Below are 17,946 nucleotides of genomic sequence, written 5' to 3'. Positions count from 1 at the left end.
CCGCCATGTCCGAGCACAGGTCCGAGAACCGGTCCGAGCACAGCGCACCGACGTTCCTTCGCGGCCGCGTCGTCACCCCGGCGGAGGTGATCGCCGACGGGCTCGTCGTGCTGCGCGACGGCCTGATCGCCTGGGTCGGGGAGGCCGCGGCGGCCGCCGCGGCCGGCTGGTCCGACGTCCCGGAGGCGGACGCGAACCCGGCCACGCTGCTGCCCGGGCTGGTGGACGTGCACGACCACGGCGGTGGCGGCGCGAGCTTCCCCGACTCGGCGACGGCCGAGGAGGCGATGGTCGCGGTCCGTGAGCACCGCGCCCACGGGACGACGACGCTGGTCGCCTCCCTGGTCACGGCCGCACCGGAGACGCTGCGGCAGCGGGTCGAGGTGCTGGCGGGGCTGGCGGACGCCGGGGAGATCGCCGGCATCCACCTCGAGGGGCCGTTCGTCTCCACCGTGCGCTGCGGCGCGCAGGACCCGGAGCTGATCCAGGCGCCGGACGCGGACCTGACCAGCGAGCTGGCCAAGCTGGCCGGCGGCCACCTGGTCACCATGACGGTGGCGCCGGAGCTGGCCGGGGTGCCGGGCGACGGCGGGGTGGTCGACGCGCTGATCAGCAACGGTGCGCTGCCGAGCTTCGGGCACACCGACGCCAGCTGGGCGCAGACGGCGGCGGCGCTCGACGACGCGCGGCGGCGGCTGGCAGCCGGGCCGGTGCGGTCCGGGCGTCCGACGGTGACGCACCTGTTCAACGGCATGCGGCCGCTGGACCACCGCAACCCCGGGCCGATCCCGGCCTACCTGCTCGCGGCAGCCCGCGGCGAGGCGGTGCTCGAGCTGATCGGTGACGGCACGCACGTCGCGCCCGAGCTGGTGACCAGCATCTTCGGCCTGGTCGGTGCCGACAACGTCGCGCTGGTGACCGATGCGATGGCCGCCGCCGGCATGCCGGACGGCGCCTACCGGCTCGGCTCCCTGGACGTCTCGGTGGAGCACGGCGTCGCGCGGCTGGCCCACGGCGGGTCGATCGCGGGGGGCACGGCGCACCTGCTCGACGTGGTGCGCACCACCGTGGCGGGCGGGGTGCCGCTGGTCGACGCGGTGCGCGCCGCGGCCACCACGCCGGCAACGGTCCTGGGCGACCCGTCGGTCGGCGCGCTCGAGGCTGGCCGGCGGGCGGACGTCGTGGTGGTCGACGACCAGCTGCGGCCGATCACCGTCTGGCGCGCCGGCGTCGTCGTCGCCCCCTGACCCGGCCCACCCCTCCCCCAGAGCCGAGAGAGAGACCTGCCATGGAAGTCGTCATCGCCGCTCCCGACGAGCTGGCCAGCCTGGCCGCCGACGCGATCGAGCAGCTGCTGGCCGCCAAGCCGACCGCCGTGCTCGGCCTGGCCACGGGGTCGAGCCCGCTGGGCATCTACGACGAGCTGGTGCGGCGGTACGACGCCGGCCGCCTGTCGTTCGCGCAGGCGCGGGGCTTCACGCTCGACGAGTACGTGGGCCTGCCTGCCGACCACCCGGAGAGCTACCGCAACGTGATCGACCGGGAGATCGTGTCCCGCGTCGACTTCGCGCCCGGCGCGGTGCGCGGTCCCGACGGGCTGGCGGCCGACGTCGTGACCTCCTGCGCCGAGTACGAGGCGGCGATCGTCGCCGCAGGCGGTGTCGACCTGCAGATCCTCGGCATCGGCTCCGACGGGCACATCGGCTTCAACGAGCCGGGATCGTCGCTGGCCTCGCGGACGCGCATCAAGACCCTGACCGAGCAGACCCGCGGCGACAACGCCCGGTTCTTCGGCGGCGACATCGACCTGGTGCCGCGGCACTGCCTGACCCAGGGGCTCGCCACGATCATGTCGGCCCGGCACGTCGTGCTGATCGCCACCGGGTACGCCAAGGCGGAGGCGGTGCACCACCTGGTCGAGGGGCCGGTCAGCGCCATGTGGCCGGGCACCGTGCTGCAGCACCACCCGCACGTGAGCGTGCTGGTGGACCCGGCGGCGGCAGGACGGCTGCAGCTGGCGGACTACTTCCGGAGCACGTACGCGGCGAAGCCGGAGTGGCAGGGCCTCTGACCGGCGGCCTGCCACCGCACCGGCACCGAGCTCAGGGCTCGACCAGCAGCTCGACCCAGGCGATGGGCGGCACGGTGAGCACCAGGGCGCTTCCCTCGCGCGCGACCTCGAGGTCCCGCAGCACCACGCGCTCGGGCTGGGCCAGCGTGTTGACCGCCAGCGGGTCGTCGTCGGCCAGCACGTGCGCGGTGACCCGGGCGCCGTCGAGACGGCCGTCCAGCACCGACAGGTCGATTCGGAGCTCGGTCGGCTCCTCGAGCGACCGGTTCACGGCGTAGAGCGCGTAGCGCCCGGCGGCGTCGTCGTGCGCGGCGACCGCATCCACCAGCGGCACCTCGCCGAACCGGGCGTCGGGGTAGGTGCCGCACCGGACGTCCACCTCGATCGCCGTGCCGCGGGCGTGCGCCGACGTGGCGGCGAACGGGAAGAAGGTCGTCTGGCGCCAGGCCGGGCCGCCCGGCTCGGTCATGATCGGTGCGATCACGTTGACCAGCTGTGCGAGGGAGGCGCTGGTCACCCGGTCGGCGTGCCGCAGCAGGGTGATCAGCAGGCTGCCGAAGACGACGGCGTCGGTGACGGTGTACACGTCCTCGAGCAGCCGGGGCGCCTGCGGCCAGTTCTGGTTGCCGCGGATCTTGTCGACGTTCTCGAAGCGGGTGTTGTACCAGATGTTCCACTCGTCGAACGAGACGTCGACGGTCTTGTCGCTGCCCAGCGAGGCCTTCACCTCGTCGGCCGCGGCCGTGACCGACCGGATGAAGTGGTCCATGTCCAGGCCGGAGGCGAGGAACGCCGCCCGGTCCCCGAGGTCCTCGTAGTAGGCGTGGCAGGAGATGTAGTCCACCGAGTCGTAGGCGTGCGTGAGCACCACGCGCTCCCACTCGCCGAAGGTCGGCATCGACGAGCTGGACGACCCGCAGGCGACCAGCTCCAGGTCGGGGTCGAACTGCTTCATCGCGCTCGCCGTCTGCGCCGCGAGCTTGCCGTAGTCGTCGGCGGACCGGTGGCCCAGCTGCCAGGGGCCGTCCATCTCGTTGCCCAGGCACCACATCCGCACGCCGAACGGCTCGGTGCGGCCGTTGGCGATCCGCTGCTCGGCCAACGTGCTGCCCGTGCGCAGGTTGGCGTACTCGAGCAGCTGCAGCGCCTCGAGCGTTCCCCGCGTGCCCAGGTTGACGGCCAGCATCAGCTCGCTGCCGACGGCGTCCAGCCAGGCGGCGAACTCGTGCAGCCCCACCTCGTTGGTCTCCGTGGAGTGCCAGGCGAGGTCGATGCGGCGCGGTCGGCTCTCCCGCGGCCCGACGCTGTCCTCCCAGCGGTAGCCGGAGACGAAGTTGCCGCCCGGGTAGCGGATGGCCGAGACACCGAGCTCGCGGACCAGCTCCATCACGTCCTTGCGGAAGCCGTTCTCGTCGGCCAGCGGGTGCGACGGCTCGTAGATGCCGTCGTACACGGACCGGCCGAGGTGTTCGACGAACGAGCCGTAGAGACGGGGGCTGATCGCGCCGATCGGCTTGTCGGTGCGCAGGGTGAGGTGGGCGATGGTCATGGTCGGTCCGTCGTCTCGATGGGGATGCGGTGGCGGGCGGCGTGCTGCCGGTACCGGTCGGCCACCGGGTTCTGCACCCGCAGCAGGCCGTCGGCGCTCTCGACCAGGTCGTAGAGCCCCATCGTCAGCAGGTGGTTGGCGCGCGGCCGGTCGGTGTGCCGCCAGGTCCACTCGTACATGTCGAACAGCGGCCACCACGTGTACCCGACCAGGTCGACGCCCTCGTCGCGCAGCGTGTCGGCCAGTGCGACGGACTCGTCCAGCCAGCGCAGCCGCTCGGCCACCGTCGCGGTCACGCACGTCTCCGTGATCATCACCGGGGCCCCGTACCGCTCGGCGTACGCGAGCACCGCCTCGCGCAGCCCCTCGGTCCCCCGGTCCACGCTCGGCCGTGGGTCGGAGAAGCCGCCGACGTGCCGCACGCCCGCCTCGAACAGCTCGGTCGAGTGCCGGGGGTAGTAGTTGACCCCCATCACGTCGGGGTGCACGGCGTTGGCGGCGAACCACCCGAGCTCCTCGTCGCTCGCCGCCGCCAGCAGCCCGCGCAGCGGGTGCGCGTCGTCGACCCGTCCGGTGACCAGGTCCTCGACCAGGTGCACCTGGTGCCGCAAGCGGGTCGCCTCGTCCCGGTGCTCCGGCGCCCGGTCGTCGCCCACGAAGCTCATCGCCGCGTCGACGTGCACGAACGTCGATCCCGGCCCCGCGACCTCCCGGATGGCCTGCTGCGTCCCGACGAAGCCGCGGGCGATGTTCAGCGCCACCGTGGCGAACCCGTCGGCACCGGTCAGGTACGGCGGCCAGTAGCCGTACTCGCCGCAGAACAGCGCGTGCACGGTCGGCTCGTTCACGGGCGTCCAGTCGCTGACCCGGTCGCCGAACCGCTCGGCGATCCGCTGGGCGTACTCCGCGACGTGCTTGGGGTAGTCCGGGTTGGCGAACTGGTCCTCCAGCCACAACGGGGTGCCGTAGTGCAGCAGGTCGACGATCGGCCGCAGCCCGGCGCCGAGCAGGGCGTCCACCGCCCGGTCGGTCCACGACCAGTCCCAGCTGCCGCGCTCGGGGTTCACCCGGTACCACGGCACACCCCAGCGCAGCAGGTCCGCACCCGCACCGGCCGCGAGCGCGAAGTCGGCGGCATACCGCCTGTCGTGCTCCGTCAGCACGTACTCGTCGACCGCCCGCTCCCCCGGCCGGCTCTGCGGCACGAAGGTGTCCTCGATCCCGAGTGCGAAGTGCAGCCGTCCGTCGGCGAACCAGCGGGCGCTCACTTGAGCCCCGTGGTGGCGACCGACTCGATGAACCGGCGCTGCATGATGAGGAACAGCACCGCGAGCGGCAGCACGGCGATCAGCGAGCCGGCCATCATCGTGCCGTAGGGCACGATCCCGCTCGGTCCGGTGAGCAGCGTCAGCCCCGAGGTGATGGTGCCCATCTCCGGCGTGGTGGTGAACACCAGCGGCCACAGCAGGTCGTTCCAGTTGTTCACGAACGTGAAGATCGCCAGCGTCATCAGCGCCGGGACGGCGTTGGGCAGCACGATCGAGCGGAATATCCGCAGCTCGCTCGCACCGTCGATCCGCGCTGCGCTGTCCAGGTCCCGCGGCAGCGAGACGAAGAACTGCCGCAGGAAGAAGATGCCGAACGCGTCGGCGGCGCGCGGCACGATCATCCCGGCGAAGGTGTTCACCCAGCCGAGGTTGGCGACCAGCTGGTAGACGGGGATCAGGGTCGCCTGGAACGGGATCATCAGGCTCGCGACGATCGCCACCAGCAGCACCTTGTTGCCGCGGAAGTCCAGCCGCGCCAGCGCGTAGGCCGCTAGCGAGTCGAACACCAGGGCGAACGCGGTGACGCCGCCCGCGAAGACGAAGCTGTTCAGGCACAGCCGGGCGAACGGCAGGTCGGTGAAGATGCGGCCGAAGTTCGCCAGGGTCCACGAGCCCGGCAGCAGGGTGGGCGGGAACGCGTTGATCTCCGCCGTCGGCTTGAAGGCGGTGAAGACGATGACCAGGACGGGCAGCAGCACCAGGAGGGTCAGCACGCTGACCGCCGCGAGGACGAGCCAGCGCGAGGCGGTGCGGCCGGGCTGGAGGCGGGCGAACCGGCGTCGGGGCGACGTGACGGCGCTCATCAGGCGACGTCCTTCTCACGCTTGCCGAAGAACCTCAGCTGGACCAGGGAGAGGACCAGCGTCGCCAGCAGCAGCACGTAGGACAGCGCCGTCGCCATGCCGAGGTCGAGTTTCTTGAAGCCCTCCTGGTAGATCTCCATGACCACGGTCTGGGTGCTGCGGTAGGGCCCGCCGCTGGTCATCACGTAGATCTGGTCGAACGCCTGCAGGGCGGCGATCATCGCGAACACGACGACGAAGGTCAGGGTGCTGCTCAGCTGCGGCAGCGTGACGTTCCAGAACCGGCGCCAGGCGCCGGCGCCGTCGAGCTTGGCCGCCTCGTACAGGGCTACCGGGATCTCCTGCAGGCCCGCGATGAAGATCACCATGTAGAAGCCGATGTTCTTCCAGACGGCGACCAGCACCACCGTCGGCATCGCCCACGTCGGGTCCTGCAGCACGTTGCCGACGTGCAGGCCGAGCCCACGCAGCCAGTAGGTGAGCAGGCCGATCTGCGGGTCGAGCAGGTAGCTCCACGCGAACGCCGCCACGGCCAGCGACACGATGAACGGCACGAACAGGGCCGTGCGGAACACGTTGCGGCCGATCAGCGAGCGGCTGGTCAGCAGCAGGGCCAGCGCCAGCGCGCCGACCAGGGCCACCGGCGTGAACAGCACCGTGTAGAGCGCCGTGCTGCCGAGCGTGGCCAGGATCTTGTGGTCCGTGAAGATGCGCACGTAGTTCGCCAGGCCCACCCAGGTCTCGGCGCCGAAACCGCTGGCATCGGTGAACGACATGCGCAGCGCGGACACCATCGGCCAGGCGACGAACGCCAGCAGGATCACCAGCGCCGGCGCCATGAACAGCACGGCGACGCGGGTCTGGTGCCCCGCGGCGACGGGTCGACCGCCGAGCGGTGCGGGTGCCCGGTAGGACACCCGTGGACCGCGGGTGCGGGTGGATGTGGCCATGGTGGTTCTCCTGGGGAGGGGCGGTGGCCCCCGGCCCCGCGTCGTCGGGTCGGCGGCCCCCCCGGGGTGCGGCGGCNCCGCCGCGGGGTGGGGGTGCCGGGTTGCACACCGGTGGACCGCGGGTGGGGGTGGATGTGGCCTTGGTGGTTCTCGTGGGGTGGGGCGGTGGCCGCCGGCCCGTGGTCGTCGGGACGGGGGCCACCGCGGGATGCGTCGGCTCAGCCGGCCAGCGACTGCTGGACAGCGGTGGAGGCGGTCTTCAGCAGACCTGCGGGGTCCCCTCCGGCCAACGCCTTCTGGGTTGCCTCGTCCACCGACTTGAGGATGTCGCTGCTGGTGGCGACGCCGGGCAGCAGCGGCTTGGCGGTGCCGGCGATGTCGGTGAGGGACGCGACGACGGGGTTGGACGAGACCGCGCTCGACGGGATGTCGGTGCGCAGCGGGGGCCAGCCGGAGCCGAGCGACCACTGGGTGGCGACGTCCTTGGAGAACAGGTAGTTGAAGAACTTCTCGGCAGCGGCCTTCTTGGCGGCACCGGCCTGGGTGGTCACCGCCGCGGAGATGCCGATGGCCGAGGCGCCCTGACCCTTCGGTCCGGCCGGGATGCCGGCGATGCCGTAGTCGATCTTGTTCTCGGTGGCGACGCTCGCCATCCACGGGCCGCCGATCTCCATCGCGGCCTTGCCGGAGGAGAACAGCTTGTCCGAGGCCACGCCGTCCAGACCGGTCGGCGAGATCTTGTCCTGCGTGACGGCCTTGGCCCAGTAGGTCAGCGTCTGCACGTTGGCGTCGGAGTCGACCACCGACTTGGTGCCGTCCACCAGGGCGCCGCCGTTGCCGTAGAACAGGCTGGCCCACACGCCGTTGCCGACGGTGGCGTGGTCCGGCAGCGCGAGCCCGTACTGCTCCGGGGTGCCGTCGTTGTTCTGGTCCACCGTCAGCTTCTTGGCGTCGGCCACCCACTCGTCCCAGGTGGTGGGGAAGGTGCTGATGCCGGCCTTGGCGAACAGGGCCTTGTTGTAGATGACCGACAGGGGCACGAAGCCGGTGGGCACGCCGTAGTAGGAGCCGTTCACCTTCTCCATCTCGACGGCGTTGGGGTTGAGCGAGGCGCTCTTGGTGGTGGCGCTGGAGTAGAAGTCGTCGAGCTTGGCGAAGGCGCCCTTGGCGGCGTAGACGGGCAGGTTCTCCGCGGGCAGGGCGACGATGTCCGGCCCCTGCTTGGCGGAGAGGGCGGGGAGCAGGGTGTCGCCGATGACGGCCCACGTCTTGGTGGTCGTCGTGATCTTGACGCCGCTCTGGGACGCGTTGAAGTCCTGGACGATCTTGTCGAGGACCTTGCCGTCGGCCTCGGTGTAGCCGTGCCAGAACGTCAGGTTCACGGGTCCCGCCGACGCTGTGCTGGAGGAGCCGGCCGGGCCTGAGCACCCGGTGAGTGCGACGGCCGCACCGAGGGTGACGACCGCGAGTGTCGCGACGGTGTTCTTCATCGAAGGCCTCTCTCGGATCGACCACTTCGTCGATCGTCGGTTTACAACGTTGCAATTGCAACGTTTGAACGGGACTGTAGCCACCGCCTCGAGAGGTGTCAACGGAGCGCCGGGACGCTGTGCGGTCGAGTGGCTCCTCATCGTCGCGCGGGCGTGCCGTTCCCGCATGTCACCTCGGCCACAGAGCCGGCCACCGCCTTGGAGGGCCGCCGTCCTGGCGGTGATCTCGGTCGGCGATCCGGTGCCGCTACGGCTTGCAACGTTATAACATCTGGGCGTGGCAGACAGCACTCGAGCCGGAGACGGCGCCCCGACCCTGCACGACGTCGCGGCCGCCGCGGGGGTCTCCTTCTCCACCGTCTCCAACGTGATCCGCAACCACCCCCACGTGCGCGAGACCACCCGCAAGCGCGTGATGGATGCGATCGCCGCGGTGGGCTACCGCCCCAACCTCGTCGCGCGCAACCTGCGGTCCGGACGCAGCGGCGTGATCGGCCTCGCCGTGCCGGAGCTGAACCAGTCGTACTTCGCGCAGCTGGCCGACGACGTGATCCGCGCGGCCGGCGCCGAGGGCTACGTGGTGCTGGTCGAGCAGACCGGTGGCCGCCGGGAACGGGAGCGCGAGCTGCTGCGCGACCCCCGCTTGGCGCTCACCGACGGCACCCTCATCAGTCCCCTGGGCCTCACCCGCGACGACGCGAAGGACATCGCGCTCGGCCGGCCCGTGGTCGTGCTCGGCCAGCCGCTGCTCGACGAGGCCGACCACCTGACCATGCAGCACGAGGCCGCCGCCCGAGCCGCCACCGCGCACCTCGTCGAAGGTGGCCGCAACCGGATCGTGCTGCTCGGCGCCCACCCGGCCGAGCAGGGCACCACGGCGTCCCTGCGGCGGGACGGGTACCGGGCGGCGCTCGAGGCGGCGGGACTGGCGACGCCGGACGAGCTGGTGGTGCCGATCGACGTGTGGGACCGGCACCACGGGGCGGCGGCGATGTGGGAGCTGCTGCGCTCCGGCACGGTGTTCGACGCGGTGTTCGCGATGAACGACGACCTGGCGCTCGGCGCGATGCGCGCCCTGCACGAGCGTGGCGTCCGCATGCCGGCCGACGTCGCCGTGATCGGGTTCGACGACATCGACGAGGGGCGCTACTCCTACCCGAGCCTGTCCACCGTCGACCCGGGTCGCCGGCAGATCGCCGAGCTGGCCGTCGCGATGCTGCTCGAACGCATCATGGGCACCACCGACGCCGCCCCCGGCCGCATGGTGGCGCCGGACTTCCGCATCGTGGTGCGGGAGTCCAGCACCGTCTGACGTCCCGCGCTACAACGCGGTGGGCGCTCCCGGGGTCAGCACCCGCAGCCGGTCTCCGATGCCGGCCGCCTCGAAGGCCGTCACCACCTCGCCGACACCCTCCGTGAAGTGCTCCCAGCCCTCGGCGTGCACGGGCACCACCACGGAGGCGTCGAGCAGCGTCGCCGCCCGCGCCGCCCGCTCTCCGCTCAGCGTCACCGGCTCCGCACCGAAACGGCCCACGTTGGCGGCGCCGACGAACAGCACGGCGACGTCGACCCGCCCGATGCGCGCCGCGATGCCTTCGACGACGTCCACCCCGGCGTTGTCCCCGGACACGTACACCGTGGGCAGTCCCTCCCCCCGCAGCAGGAAGCCGGTGACGTCACCGGACAGCGCCTCGGCACCCACCGGACCGTGCCGGGCCGGGAGGGCTGTGACCGTCAGCGGGCCGACGGTCACCTGCTCCCACGGCGCCAGGCCGGTGACGTGCTCGATGCGCTGCGCCGCGGCCGGCGTCGACAGCACCAGCGGGACACGGTCCAGGAAGGCCCGACCGGACACGTCCAGGTTGTCGAAGTGCTGGTCGTGGGACAGCAGGACGGCATCGACGGAACCCAGCTCGTCAGGCCCGACGGCCGGCCCGGTGAGCTTGGTCAGAACCCGCGGCGCCTGGTAGGAGCGCGGTTCGTCGAAGGTCGGGTCGGTGAGCAGCGTGACGCCGCCCAGTCGGAGGAGCAGGGTCGGGCCGCCGACCAGCAGGGCCTCGACCGCGGAGGTGGACGACGTGCGGGGATCCTGGGTCACCCCGCGATTCTGCAGTCGGTCGCCCACACTGTCGCCCGCTTGTGGGCCCTCGACCGGGTCGGCGGTCGACGCGGTCCGGGTGCGTGGTCGCCACCGCCTCCGTACCGTCGAACGATGACGCCTCTCGCCCGAGCCGCCGACGCCGCCATCGGCTGGTACCAGCGCTCGATCTCGCCGCGGAAGGGATGGTCGTGCGCAGCCCGCGTCGTCACGGGCGGCCCGTCCTGCTCGGCGGCGGCGCGGGAGGCCGTCCGCACCCGCGGCGCGCTCGGCGCCGTGCTGCCGACGATGGCACAGCTGCTGCTCTGCTACCGCGCCGCGCTGATGGTGACGCCGGCCCGCCTGCACGGCGAGGGTGTCTGCTGCTGCGGGCCGATCCCGGTCCCGTTCCGCTTCTGAGCCCAACGGCGCCGGCGATGGGCCGGCCGGCACGATCCCAAGGTCCCGAACCGCCAGCGCGGCACCCTGTCCCTACCGTCGAAGTAACTATCCCCGATGAGAGCATCGACCCAGCGTGACCAGCGGTTTCGCGCACCTTCTGACCCGAACGCAGGCTCGACGGCCACGAGGATCCCAGTCAACGTGTGTCGCCGGTCAGCGCGTCGAGCAGGTGCTGCAGCTGGCGGCGCTGGGCCGCGTCGAGCGGCGCGAACAGCTGGTCGAGGGTCTCGTCGACCGCTCGTCGGCCCTCGTCCAGCAGGCGTCTGCCCTGGTCGGTCAGGGTGTGGTGGATCCGTCGCCCCCCGCCTGGCCGACGCTCGATCAGGCCGGCGCGCAGCATCCGTGCGGCGAGCGTGGCGAACGCCTGGTCGCTCATGAAGGTGAGCGCCGCCAGCTCGTGGCCAGACGCGTCCGGGTGTGCCTCGACGGCGCGCAAGGCGTCCCACTGGACCAGGCCTATGCCCACGCTGCGCAACGCGGTGTCGAGCGAGCGGTGGTCGCGCCACTGGGCGCGCTTGAGGCTCTGGCCGAGCCGCTGGAGGTCCGAGATCACGGGACGATCTTAGTATCAACTTGTTGATATCAATGTGTTGATTTACGGTCGGCGCATGACGACGCAGCTCTTCCCCACCACCCCGTCCACCTCCGTCTCGGCACCGGAGGCGGCACCGGGCAGCCAAGCGCCGACCTTGGTGCCGTCCTGGACGGTCACTCTCGCCGACGGCGCAACGCTCCTCCTCGCCGAGGGCGGCACCGGCCGCCCGGTGCTCCTCCTGCACGGCGGTGGCGGCCTGCCGACGGTTCTCGGCCTGGCCACCCACCTCGCCGAGCACGCGCACGTGCTGACGCCGACGCACCCCGGCTGGGACGGGACACCGCGGCCGGAAAGCATCGCCTCGATCGCCGACCTCGCCGTGCTGTACGGCGGCCTGCTGCGGCAGCTCGACCTGTACGACGTGGTGGTGGTCGGCTCGTCGCTCGGCGGGTGGATCGGTGCGGAGCTGGCGGCGCACGACGCCGAGGGGCGCATCGCCCATCTGGTGCTGGTCGATGCCGTGGGGATCGAGGTCCCGGGCGAGCCGATCACCGACTTCTTCGCCCTGGACGCCCGGGGCGTGGCCGAGCACAGCTTCCACGACAGCGAGCGCTTCTTCACCGACCCGGCGACGCTGCCGGCCGCGGAGCTCGCCCGGATGGGCGGCAACCGGACGACGATGCAGGCCCTGGCCGGCGACCCCTACATGCACGACCCGTCGCTGCGCGACCGCCTCCGCTCCGTCGCGACACCGACCACGGTGGTGTGGGGCGAGAGCGACCGGATCGTCACACCGGCGTACGGCCGCGCGTACGCGGACTCGTTCGGCACCGGCGCCGAGCTCGTCGTCGTCCCTGCGGCAGGTCACCTGCCGCACCTCGAGCAGCCGTCGGCCACGTACGCGGTGCTCGACCGGATCGTCGCCGCGCGCGGCTGACCTGCGCCGCCCCTCAGACCCCGGCGGAGCGGGCGCCCCCGTCCAGGGCGACGGCGAGCCACTGGTCCAGACCGTCACCATCGAGCTGCTCACCCGCGACGGCCAGCCAGGCGTCGCCCATGCGCCGACCCGTCCCCATCACCGCCGGCGCGGCGCCGGGCCGCGAGCACAGCTCGTCGCGGCGGGCGGGATCGATCCGCACCAGCAGGTCCCCCTGGCGGCGCGACGCCGCGACCAGCCGGCCGTCCACCATGAAGGAGACCCCGCCGAACATCGGCACCTCACGGACGTCACGCCCGGCCAGCGCCGTCCTGATCCGGTCCACCAGCTGCACCGCGGCCATCGCCAGAGCCCTCTCGCAGTTCGGTCGGTGCTTGAAGATCGCCGGCCCCGCGGGTGATCGTCAAGGGGTGGGCGACGACGTCCGCGGGAGGGACGACGCCGTGACACCCGACGACCAGCGCGAGGTGCTGGACCGCATCGCCCGCGGGGAGCTGTACACCGAGTCCGAGGCGGCGTTCCAGGCGCCGCAGCGCCGCGCCGACCTGGTGTTCGCCTACAACCAGACGCCACCGGGCGACACCTCGGCCCGCCGGGCCCTGCTCGAGGCGATCCTCGGCTCCGTCGGCGAGCGCACCGTGCTCCTGTCGCCCTTCCACGCCGGGTTCGGCAGCAACGTGCACATCGGCGACGACTTCTTCGGCAACGTGAACCTGACGTTCGTCGACGACGTGGAGATCCGCATCGGCGACGGCGTGATGATCGCGCCGAGCGTCACGCTGACCACGACGGGCCACCCGGTGCACCCCGGGCAGCGCGAGGACTTCCGCCGGTTCTCCCGGCCGATCGTGATCGAGGACAAGGTGTGGATCGGCAGCAACGCGGTGGTGCTGCCCGGCGTGCGGGTCGGCTACGGCGCCGTGGTGGGCGCGGGCGCGGTGGTGAGTGGCGACGTGCCGCCGATGACGGTGGTCACCGGGGTGCCGGCCCGCGTGGTGCGCGAGATCACGGACGACGACCTGGGCTGACCGCAGGGATCGGTGGCCGGCCCAGGCGCCGTCGTGCCCCTCAGGCGACCAGCGTCACCCGGGTCCACGAGCCGGGGGCCAGCTCGATGGCGGCACCCTCGTCCGACAGCTCGACGGCCGTCTCGCGCGGGCTCCACGCGGACTCGTCCGAACCGGCCGCGGCACCGGCGCCGCCCACCGCCATCTGCACCGCCGTCGCGGTCCGCACCGCCGGCAGCCCCTGCGTGGCGATGGTCAGCCGCACGGACTCCTCCGGCGACCGGTTGACGGCGAACACGCTGGTGGTGCCGCTCGCCTGGTCCCACGTGGCCACGGTGTCCACCGTCGGGATCTCGCCGAACTCGGCCGTCCTGATCGTCGGACCCTCGGCCGCCGTCTGCAGCACCACGCCCTGCGCACCCTCGGCGGTCAGCGCGAACGGCGCGAAGATCGGCTGCCGCCAGGACCGGCCGCCCGGCTCGGTGCGGATCGGCGCGATCACGTTGACCAGCTGCGCGAGGCAGGCGACGCCCACGCGGTCGGCGTGCTTGAGCAGCGAGACGAGCAGGCCGCCGACCACCACGGCGTCGACCACGCCGAAGTCGTTCTCGATGATCTGCGGCGCGACCGCCCAGTCCAGGGAGTCCTCGCCGCCGAACTCGCCCTGGAACCACACGTTCCACTCGTCGAAGGACAGCCGCAGCCGCTTGCGGCTCTGCAGCCGGGCGCCCACCGCGTCGGCCGTGGCGGCCACCGCCTCGATGAACCTGTCCATGTCCACGCCGGACGCCAGGTAGCTGGCGACGTCGTCCCCGTGCTGCTCGTAGTACGCGTGCAGGGAGATGTAGTCGACGACGTCGTAGCAGTGCTCCAGGACGGTGGACTCCCAGCTGCCGAAGGTCGGCATCTTCGAGTTGCTCGACCCGCACGCGACCAGCTCGATGCTCGGGTCCAGGCGCTTCATCGCCTTGCCCGTCTCCTGCGCCAGCCGGCCGTACTCCTCGGCCGTCTTGTGCCCGATCTGCCAGGGACCGTCCATCTCGTTGCCCAGGCACCAGAGCTTCACGTCGTGCGGCTCGGCGTGCCCGTTGGCCACCCGCTGGTCCGCGAGCGCGGTGCCGGCGTCGGCGTTGCAGTACTCGAGCAGGTCGACGGCCTCGGCGACGCCGCGGGTGCCGAGGTTGACGGCGACCATCGGCTCCACGCCGGCCCGCCGGGACCAGTCGACGAACTCGTCGATGCCGAACTGGTTGGTCTCGATGGACCGCCACGCCAGGTCGCGCCGCACCGGCCGCTGCTCCTTGGGCCCGACGCCGTCCTCCCACCGGTAGTTGGAGACGAAGTTGCCGCCCGGGTACCGGATGGTCGAGACGCCGAGCTCGCCCGTCAGCGCGAGCACGTCCTTGCGGAAGCCGTCCTGGTCGGCCAAGGGGTGCTCCGGCTCGTAGATGCCGGTGTAGACGCAGCGGCCCATGTGCTCGACGAACGAGCCGAACAGCCGCCGGTCCACGGGGGCGACGGTGAACTGCGGGTCGACGACGATCCTTGCCTTGCTCATGCTCTCGATCCCTCGGTCGGGTGGGCTGGGGTGGGTCGGCCGGAGGGGCCGTACGTCTGGGCGAGCTGGCGGAAGCGGTCGACGGCGGCGGTCGTCTCGCGACGCAGGGAGTCGGCGGGCTCCGCGGAGAGGCGGTACAGGCCGAGCGGCTCCAGGTACTGGGCGGCCGGTCCGGTGCCCGTGCGGTACGACCAGTCGAGCAGGTCGAACAGCGGGAACCACGTGTACCCGACGACCGGCAGGCCGGCGGCCCGCAGCTCGACGATCCGGCCGACGGACGCCTCGAGCCAGGCGATGTGCGCCTCGGCATCGCCCCGGCTGCTGGTCTCCGTGAGGAACACGGGCGCGCCGTACCGCTCGTGGAACCGGCGCAGCACCTCCTCCAGCCCGTCCGCGCCGCTGAGCCCGCGCGCCGGCGCCTCGCGGCTGACGTCCACCTCGACGACGCCGGTCGACAGGTGCGGGTAGAAGTTCACGCCCATCACGTCCGGCGGCATCGGGAGGGCCCGGTGCCAGTCGAGGGTGGCGTCACCGACCCCGTGCCGGTGCAGGAACGGCACCAGCGGGTGGTCGCCGTCGACCACGCCGCACACCAGGTCCTCGATCAGCAGGTCCCGCTGGGCGCGCAGCCGGGTCGCCTCGACCACCTCGTCCGGTGCGTCGTCGGCCAGCTCGTAGCGGAACGCGGCCTCGACGTGCACGAACGTCGGCGCCGCCACGGCCGCGGCGACGGCCTGCTGCGTCAGCACGATGCCCCGCGCGACACCCGTCGCCACCTTGGTCCAGCCGTCCGGCCCCGTCAGGTACGGCGGCCACGCCGCGGTCTCGCCGCACCACTCCGCGTTCACCGCCGGCTCGTTGGCCGGCGTGTACACGTGCAGGCGGTCGGCGTACCGGGAGGCCACCGCGTACGCGTAGGCCGCGACGCGTTCGGGGTACGACGCGTTGATCGCGGCGTTGTCCAGCCACAGCGGCGTGCCGTAGTGCACCAGGTCGACCACCGGCACCGGCCCGCGCTCCAGCAGGTGGTCCACCACCGGGTCGAGCCAGTCCCACACGAACCGGCCGGGCTCGGGCTCCACCCGGTACCAGGGGACTCCGTACCGGATCGCGTCCGCGCCGCTGTCGGCGGCCAGGTCGATGTCCGAGCGCCACTGCCGGTAGTGGTCCGTCAGCTCGTACTCGTCGAGCGCGCGGTGCCCAGGGCGCACCTGCGGGACGAACGTGTCCTCGATGCCGACCGCGAAGTGCAGCGCGCCGTCGTCGAACGCGCGCCCGGCCCCGCGGTCCGCGGCTCCGGCCCCGCTCACTTCAGCCCCGTCGTGGCGATGCCCTCGATGAACCGGCGCTGCACCACCACGAAGGCCAGCAGCATCGGCACCATCGCCATGGTCGCGCCGGCCATCAGCAGGCCGTACTCCACCACGTGCTGGCCCATGAACATCGCCAGCCCGGCGGGCAGCGTCTGCATCGCCGTGTCGGTGGTCAGCACCAGGGGCCACAGCAGGTCGTTCCAGTTGAACATCAGGTGGAACAGGCCCAGCGTCAGCAGCGCCGGCATGGCCAGCGGCAGCACGATGCGCGAGTAGATGCGGAACTCCCCCGCACCGTCGATCCGCGCGGCCTCGCTCATGTCGTTGGGGATGCCGAGGAAGAACTGCCGCATGAAGAAGATGCCGAACGCATTGGTGGCCCTCGGGATGATCAGCCCGGGGAACGTGTTCACCAGGTGCAGGTGGCTCAGCAGCTGGTAGACGGGCACCAGCGTCACCTGGGCGGGCAGCATGAGGAACAGCAGCACCGCCAGGAACAGCAGCCGCTTGCCCGGGAACTCCAGGCGGGCCAGCGCATAGCCGGTCATCGAGTCGAAGAACAGCGAGAACAGGGTCACGGCGCCGGCGAACAGGACGGTGTTGCCGAACTGCCGCAGGAACGGGATCTGCTTGAAAACCTCGGAGTAGTTGGTGAACGTCACGTGCGTCGGCCACAGCTGCGCGGGGTGGGCCAGGATGTCGTGCTCCGGCTTGACGGAGCTGAGCAGCATCCAGATCACCGGCAGCAGCACGGCGAAGGCCACCACCGCGAGCGAGACGTAGAGCAGCACGCGCAGCGCGGTGCCGGACGGGCCGTGCCGGCGCTCGGCGACGGGGCCGGGCTCGGGCAGGGACAGCGTGGGGGCGTCCACGGACACGTCGGTCATCAGTACGTCACCTGCCGGCGGGAGAAGAAGGCGTTCTGCGCGACGCTGACGATCAGCACGATCACCAGCAGCACCCAGGACACGGCCGAGGCGTACCCGAACTGGAAGTCCTGGAAGCCCTTGCGGTAGATCAGGTAGACGAGCGTCTCGCTCTGGAAGAAGGGGCCGCCGCGCGTCATCACGTACACCTGGTCGAACGCCTGCAACGAGGCGATCGCGGCGATGACGAAGACGAAGGCCGACGTGTTGGCCAGCAGCGGCCAGGTGATCGACCGGAACTTCTGCCACGGCCGGGCACCGTCCACCTCGGCCGCCTCGTACAGCTCCTTGGGAATGGTCGCCAGGCCGGCCAGGTACATCACCATGTAGAACCCGACGTTCTTCCAGACGCCGACCACCATCACGTAGATCAGTGCGAGGTGCGGGTCCGCGGCGCCGTTGCCGAACGAGATGCCGAGCGGCCCCAGCCAGTGCGGCAGCAGGCCGATGTTCGGGTCGAACAGGAAGTCCCACGCGATCGACATCACGCCGAGCGACAGCACGGCGGGCACGAAGATCGCCGCCCGGAAGAACGACCGGCCGGCGAGCCTGCGGTTGAGCATCATGGCGAACAGCACCGCGAGCCCCACGGTCACCGGGGTGACGACGACGGCGTACAGCAGCGTGCGGAACAGGTCGCCCCGGAACACCTGGTCGCCCAGCAGCGACCGGTAGTTGTCCAGGCCGACGAACGTGTCGGCGCCGAACTGGGAGCTGTCGAAGAACGACAGCCGCAGGGACGAGACCAAGGGCCACGCCATGAACGCACCGAGGATCACGACGGACGGGGCGATGAACCCGTACGCGCGCAGCGCCTGCCGTCGCCGCAGACCGTTGCGCCGGCGGACCGGCACCGGAGCTGCGGTCCCGGTCCCGGCCGGGCGCTCACCGAGCAACGACGTCATGGCAGGTGCTCCTTGCGACAGCGATCGAGGGCGGG

18 protein-coding genes are annotated in these 17,946 nt (G+C 71.8%); 6 read left to right on the top strand and 12 right to left on the bottom strand.

All coding sequences use genetic code 11. The annotated features are described in order from the left end of the window. The first annotated feature begins 5 nt into the window (after positions 1-5). Positions 6-1,247 (top strand): N-acetylglucosamine-6-phosphate deacetylase, encoded by a 1,242-nt coding sequence (locus tag ACFQTY_RS10370; RefSeq protein ID WP_378100063.1) that lies wholly within the window; start codon positions 6-8, stop codon positions 1,245-1,247. A 41-nt stretch (positions 1,248-1,288) separates the two neighbouring features. Further along, positions 1,289-2,071, top strand: coding sequence for a glucosamine-6-phosphate deaminase (nagB, locus tag ACFQTY_RS10365; protein WP_378100061.1), 783 nt, complete (start codon positions 1,289-1,291; stop codon positions 2,069-2,071). A 31-nt stretch (positions 2,072-2,102) separates the two neighbouring features. Here nagB and ACFQTY_RS10360 read toward each other — a convergent pair whose 3' ends face one another. The 5 genes from ACFQTY_RS10360 to ACFQTY_RS10340 form a co-directional block, all read right to left on the bottom strand. After that, positions 2,103-3,620, bottom strand: coding sequence for an alpha-N-arabinofuranosidase (locus tag ACFQTY_RS10360; protein ID WP_378100059.1), 1,518 nt, complete (start codon positions 3,618-3,620; stop codon positions 2,103-2,105). Further along, positions 3,617-4,888, bottom strand: coding sequence for a family 1 glycosylhydrolase (locus ACFQTY_RS10355; RefSeq protein WP_378100057.1), 1,272 nt, complete (start codon positions 4,886-4,888; stop codon positions 3,617-3,619). Before ACFQTY_RS10355 ends, ACFQTY_RS10360 begins: the two co-directional genes overlap by 4 nt. Further along, positions 4,885-5,751, bottom strand: coding sequence for a carbohydrate ABC transporter permease (locus ACFQTY_RS10350; protein WP_378100055.1), 867 nt, complete (start codon positions 5,749-5,751; stop codon positions 4,885-4,887). Before ACFQTY_RS10350 ends, ACFQTY_RS10355 begins: the two co-directional genes overlap by 4 nt. Then, entirely contained in the window at positions 5,751-6,701 is a 951-nt protein-coding gene (locus ACFQTY_RS10345) for a carbohydrate ABC transporter permease (protein ID WP_378100053.1), read from the bottom strand. Before ACFQTY_RS10345 ends, ACFQTY_RS10350 begins: the two co-directional genes overlap by 1 nt. Before the next feature lie 218 nt (positions 6,702-6,919). Further along, a complete protein-coding gene (locus ACFQTY_RS10340) occupies positions 6,920-8,191 on the bottom strand; it encodes an ABC transporter substrate-binding protein (protein ID WP_378100050.1) in 1,272 nt (423 codons plus the stop codon). 277 nt (positions 8,192-8,468) lie between these two features. Between ACFQTY_RS10340 and ACFQTY_RS10335 the strand changes: the two genes are divergently transcribed. Beyond that, on the top strand, positions 8,469-9,503 hold the full coding sequence (locus ACFQTY_RS10335) for a LacI family DNA-binding transcriptional regulator (protein WP_378100048.1): 1,035 nt from the start codon (positions 8,469-8,471) through the stop codon (positions 9,501-9,503). Positions 9,504-9,512: 9 nt separating this feature from the next. On the opposite strand, the gene ACFQTY_RS10330 is transcribed toward ACFQTY_RS10335, so the two are convergent. After that, positions 9,513-10,289 (bottom strand): MBL fold metallo-hydrolase, encoded by a 777-nt coding sequence (locus ACFQTY_RS10330; RefSeq protein ID WP_378100046.1) that lies wholly within the window; start codon positions 10,287-10,289, stop codon positions 9,513-9,515. A 114-nt stretch (positions 10,290-10,403) separates the two neighbouring features. On the opposite strand from ACFQTY_RS10330, the gene yidD reads away from it, so the two are divergent. Next, positions 10,404-10,688: a membrane protein insertion efficiency factor YidD gene (gene yidD, locus ACFQTY_RS10325; RefSeq protein ID WP_291763778.1), complete on the top strand. Its 285-nt coding sequence runs from the start codon at positions 10,404-10,406 to the stop codon at positions 10,686-10,688. A gap of 178 nt (positions 10,689-10,866) precedes the next feature. Here yidD and ACFQTY_RS10320 read toward each other — a convergent pair whose 3' ends face one another. After that, entirely contained in the window at positions 10,867-11,283 is a 417-nt protein-coding gene (locus tag ACFQTY_RS10320; RefSeq protein ID WP_378100044.1) for a MarR family winged helix-turn-helix transcriptional regulator, read from the bottom strand. A 55-nt stretch (positions 11,284-11,338) separates the two neighbouring features. On the opposite strand from ACFQTY_RS10320, the gene ACFQTY_RS10315 reads away from it, so the two are divergent. Next, positions 11,339-12,202, top strand: coding sequence for an alpha/beta fold hydrolase (locus ACFQTY_RS10315; RefSeq protein WP_378100042.1), 864 nt, complete (start codon positions 11,339-11,341; stop codon positions 12,200-12,202). A gap of 13 nt (positions 12,203-12,215) precedes the next feature. Here ACFQTY_RS10315 and ACFQTY_RS10310 read toward each other — a convergent pair whose 3' ends face one another. Then, positions 12,216-12,545 (bottom strand): TfoX/Sxy family protein, encoded by a 330-nt coding sequence (locus ACFQTY_RS10310; RefSeq protein WP_378100040.1) that lies wholly within the window; start codon positions 12,543-12,545, stop codon positions 12,216-12,218. Between the two features lie 100 nt (positions 12,546-12,645). Here ACFQTY_RS10310 and ACFQTY_RS10305 point away from each other — a divergent pair, with 100 nt between their 5' ends. Next, on the top strand, positions 12,646-13,230 hold the full coding sequence (locus ACFQTY_RS10305) for a maltose acetyltransferase domain-containing protein (RefSeq protein WP_378100038.1): 585 nt from the start codon (positions 12,646-12,648) through the stop codon (positions 13,228-13,230). Between the two features lie 40 nt (positions 13,231-13,270). On the opposite strand, the gene ACFQTY_RS10300 is transcribed toward ACFQTY_RS10305, so the two are convergent. From ACFQTY_RS10300 to ACFQTY_RS10285, 4 genes are read right to left on the bottom strand one after another with little or no spacing between them, the layout of a single operon-like run. Next, positions 13,271-14,767 carry an alpha-N-arabinofuranosidase gene (locus ACFQTY_RS10300; protein WP_378100036.1) on the bottom strand — a complete coding sequence of 499 codons (1,497 nt, stop codon included), beginning with the start codon at positions 14,765-14,767 and terminating at the stop codon, positions 13,271-13,273. After that, positions 14,764-16,077, bottom strand: coding sequence for a family 1 glycosylhydrolase (locus tag ACFQTY_RS10295; protein ID WP_378100034.1), 1,314 nt, complete (start codon positions 16,075-16,077; stop codon positions 14,764-14,766). The genes ACFQTY_RS10300 and ACFQTY_RS10295 overlap by 4 nt, the downstream gene beginning before the upstream one ends. Then, the gene (locus ACFQTY_RS10290; RefSeq protein WP_378100032.1) at positions 16,074-16,967 is read right to left on the bottom strand and encodes a carbohydrate ABC transporter permease; all 894 of its coding nucleotides are present in this window, start codon (positions 16,965-16,967) and stop codon (positions 16,074-16,076) included. Before ACFQTY_RS10290 ends, ACFQTY_RS10295 begins: the two co-directional genes overlap by 4 nt. After that, a complete protein-coding gene (locus tag ACFQTY_RS10285; RefSeq protein WP_378100030.1) occupies positions 16,967-17,911 on the bottom strand; it encodes a carbohydrate ABC transporter permease in 945 nt (314 codons plus the stop codon). Before ACFQTY_RS10285 ends, ACFQTY_RS10290 begins: the two co-directional genes overlap by 1 nt. Positions 17,912-17,946: the final 35 nt, after the last annotated feature.

It is taken from the genome of Cellulomonas sp. T2.31MG-18 (assembly GCF_964266755.1).
In the GTDB taxonomy this organism is placed as follows: Bacteria; Actinomycetota; Actinomycetes; order Actinomycetales; family Cellulomonadaceae; genus Cellulomonas.
Note: the sequence above shows the minus strand (reverse complement) of the source record. Positions and strands in the feature narration are given on the sequence as shown.

Excerpts from the sequence above, each read along its gene's own strand:
- ACFQTY_RS10300 (WP_378100036.1), bottom strand. The coding sequence starts at position 14,767 with ATGAGCAAGGCAAGGATCGTCGTCGACCCGCAGTTCACCGTCGCCCCC.
- ACFQTY_RS10360 (WP_378100059.1), bottom strand. The coding sequence starts at position 3,620 with ATGACCATCGCCCACCTCACCCTGCGCACCGACAAGCCGATCGGCGCG.
- ACFQTY_RS10370 (WP_378100063.1), top strand. The coding sequence starts at position 6 with ATGTCCGAGCACAGGTCCGAGAACCGGTCCGAGCACAGCGCACCGACG.
- ACFQTY_RS10315 (WP_378100042.1), top strand. The coding sequence starts at position 11,339 with ATGACGACGCAGCTCTTCCCCACCACCCCGTCCACCTCCGTCTCGGCA.
- ACFQTY_RS10350 (WP_378100055.1), bottom strand. The coding sequence starts at position 5,751 with ATGAGCGCCGTCACGTCGCCCCGACGCCGGTTCGCCCGCCTCCAGCCC.
- ACFQTY_RS10290 (WP_378100032.1), bottom strand. The coding sequence starts at position 16,967 with ATGACCGACGTGTCCGTGGACGCCCCCACGCTGTCCCTGCCCGAGCCC.
- ACFQTY_RS10340 (WP_378100050.1), bottom strand. The coding sequence starts at position 8,191 with ATGAAGAACACCGTCGCGACACTCGCGGTCGTCACCCTCGGTGCGGCC.
- ACFQTY_RS10345 (WP_378100053.1), bottom strand. The coding sequence starts at position 6,701 with ATGGCCACATCCACCCGCACCCGCGGTCCACGGGTGTCCTACCGGGCA.
- ACFQTY_RS10310 (WP_378100040.1), bottom strand. The coding sequence starts at position 12,545 with ATGGCCGCGGTGCAGCTGGTGGACCGGATCAGGACGGCGCTGGCCGGG.
- yidD (WP_291763778.1), top strand. The coding sequence starts at position 10,404 with ATGACGCCTCTCGCCCGAGCCGCCGACGCCGCCATCGGCTGGTACCAG.
- ACFQTY_RS10285 (WP_378100030.1), bottom strand. The coding sequence starts at position 17,911 with ATGACGTCGTTGCTCGGTGAGCGCCCGGCCGGGACCGGGACCGCAGCT.
- nagB (WP_378100061.1), top strand. The coding sequence starts at position 1,289 with ATGGAAGTCGTCATCGCCGCTCCCGACGAGCTGGCCAGCCTGGCCGCC.